This is a genomic window from uncultured Pontibacter sp., from assembly GCF_947502515.1.
In the GTDB taxonomy this organism is placed as follows: Bacteria; Bacteroidota; Bacteroidia; order Cytophagales; family Hymenobacteraceae; genus Pontibacter.
This window is the reverse complement of record NZ_CANNAI010000016.1, coordinates 1-2,405: the sequence shown is the minus strand read 5'-3', so window position 1 is coordinate 2,405 and position 2,405 is coordinate 1. Positions and strand designations below refer to the sequence as shown.

2 protein-coding genes are annotated in these 2,405 nt (G+C 61.9%); both read right to left on the bottom strand.

The genetic code is table 11. The features are described 5' to 3' along the window. Nucleotides 1-277: 277 nt before the first annotated feature. Nucleotides 278-1,360, bottom strand: a complete 1,083-nt coding sequence (locus Q1A54_RS20275; RefSeq protein ID WP_299991858.1) for an IS91 family transposase — start codon at nt 1,358-1,360, stop codon at nt 278-280. A gap of 50 nt (nt 1,361-1,410) precedes the next feature. After that, nucleotides 1,411-2,031: a tyrosine-type recombinase/integrase gene (locus Q1A54_RS20270; protein WP_299991856.1), complete on the bottom strand. Its 621-nt coding sequence runs from the start codon at nt 2,029-2,031 to the stop codon at nt 1,411-1,413. Nucleotides 2,032-2,405: the final 374 nt, after the last annotated feature.

Genomic DNA, 2,405 nt, shown 5'->3' with positions numbered 1-2,405 from the left:
AACAACTAAGGCTTCGTTGGGTACGGAGTGCCGACAATGAAGCCGCGGTTGCACTAACCGTGCGACGCGCTATGGGTTTTAAGTCGGAAGAGGCTTGCCCCTGAACTACCTCTTTGGGCTATCTGGTTACTGACGGCCCAACGGACGTGGGCCTGGGAGGGTAAAGAAAGATACTTTTTGCTGTTTCCGGGAGATGATCTTCGCTCCTTTCAAGGCATTTCCTGCCGTAGGGGCATAGCTGCGCCAGGCCACCTTTTCGGATGGCTTTTTTAGCTTCCTACTCGAAGTCCCGGTACCTGCGCTGCGTTCTCAGGCCCTGTGGCGGCCCCCGCTTGGTGAGCACCTGGAGGGTGACCATCGTCTCCTTTTTGCAGCAGGGGCATACGAGCGGGTTGTACTCCTCGAGCTGGCGCACCTCTGCCTTCCGCCTTTTCTCCCCGGGCATCTGCTCCCGGATCACGGGAATGGCCGTGCCCTTGCTAGTGCCGCTCAGAATGCCGTAGTGGCGTATGCGGACAAAGCCCCGGGGCAGGATGTGCAGCGAGAGGCGGCGGATGAACTCCATTCCCTCCAATTTCATCTCCAGCTTCCGGGCCCCTTGCCGGTAGTCCCTGTAGGCAAAGCTCACCGACTGCTCGCCCACGGCTGTGAGACGGTGGTTGGAGATGGCGATCTTGTGGGTGTAGCGGCCCAGGTACTCGACCACCTGCTCGGGCCCCGAGAAGGGGCGCTTGGCATACACCACCCACCGTTTCTGGAACAGCGCCCTGATCAGCTCCTTGTCCACCTCGGGCAATTTTTCCCTCAGCAGCTGCACGTACTTGGCACGGAAAACCAGGCTCATGGCCCTGACCGGGAAGAGGTAGCGTCCCTTGCCGCGGGCTCCTTTCCATTTGCCCTGCTCGGTGAGCCCGCCGCCGGGCACGACGCAGTGCAGGTGCGGGTGCAGCGAGAGGGTCTGTCCCCAGGTGTGGAGCACGGCCACCATGCCCGGCCTTGCCCCCAGGTGCTTTCGGTCACTGGCGAAGGCAAGCAGCGTCTGCCAGGCGGCCTCGAAGAGGGTATCGTAGACGAGCCTGGGCTGATGCATAGCCAGCTGGTTGAGCGTGTCGGGCAGGGTGAAGACCACGTGGAAGTAGGGCACGGGCAGCAGCTCGGCCTGCCGGGCCTGTATCCACTGCTCCCGCCTGCGGCCCTGGCACTTGGGGCAGTGGCGGTTGCGGCAGGAGTTGTAGCTGACGCGCACCTGGCCGCAGTCCGAGCAGGCGTCCACGTGCCCGCCCATGGCCCGGGTGCGGCAGCGCAGGATAGCCCCAAGGGTGCGCAGCTGCCAGGAGTTGATGCCGCCGCAGTTCTCCACCTGGGGCCAGTGCGCCTGGAGCACATGGGCCACCTCGTGCTTGGCCCGCACTAGCAGTAGAGCGTGTCCAGCGGGGAGAAGGGCTTTTTCCTGCCCGACTGGGCCACGTGCAGGTAGACCATGGTGGTGTCGATGCAGGCGTGGCCCAGCAGGTCCCTGATCGAGACGATGTCCAGGCCGTCCTCCAGGAGGTGGGTGGCATAAGTGTGGCGCAGGGTGTGAGGGGTGAGCTGCTTTGCGATGCCGGCCGCCTTTCTGGCCTCCCGCACCACCCACTGCACGCCGGCCGTGGTGTAGCGCCTGTCGCGCAGCCCCTGCTCGTTCTCCTGCACCTGTCCGTTGAAGAGCCACTGTTGCGGGCACTCGGCCTGTATGTACTTTTCAAGGCCGCGGACCAGGTGGCCGCTCAGGGGCACGTAGCGGTCCTTGCCTCCCTTGCCCTGACGCACGTGCAGCATGCGGCGGTCAAAGTCCACATCGGAGAGCTTCAGGTTGCACACCTCACTGCAGCGCAGGCCGCAGCCGTAGAGGGTGGCCAGCAGCAGGCGGTGCTTGAGCAGTTTGGGCGCAGAGAGCAGCCTCTTGACCTCGGGCTTGCTGAGCACCACAGGCAACTTGCCCTCGCGCCTGAGGGCGGGCAGCTCGATGCGCTTGTCCTTGAGGCCCTCCATGCGGAAGACGTAGCGCAGGGAGTAGACGGTGAACTTGAAATAGGAATCGGAGGGGGTGTTGTGCTGCTGCTTTACCAGGTAAAGGTAGTCGTTGATCTGATCAGCGTCCAGCTCGGTGGGCAGGCAGTTAAAGTGTAGGGCTACCTTGGCCAGGTGGTGGCTGTAGTTTTTGAGGGTGCTCTGGCCGCGGCCGGCGACGGTGATTTTTTTGGAGAACTTCTCGTAAAGCTCGCTGAATCCCGCTACATTAGTACAGGCAGTCTGGATAAGGGTAGGTTCTTTTTTTTCATCTTATGTAAGAGTTAAGTGTGATTCCAAAAGATAGCCCTTATCCGCTGCTTTTTAAAACCAGCTACCGAAGGTTTAGTGCAACA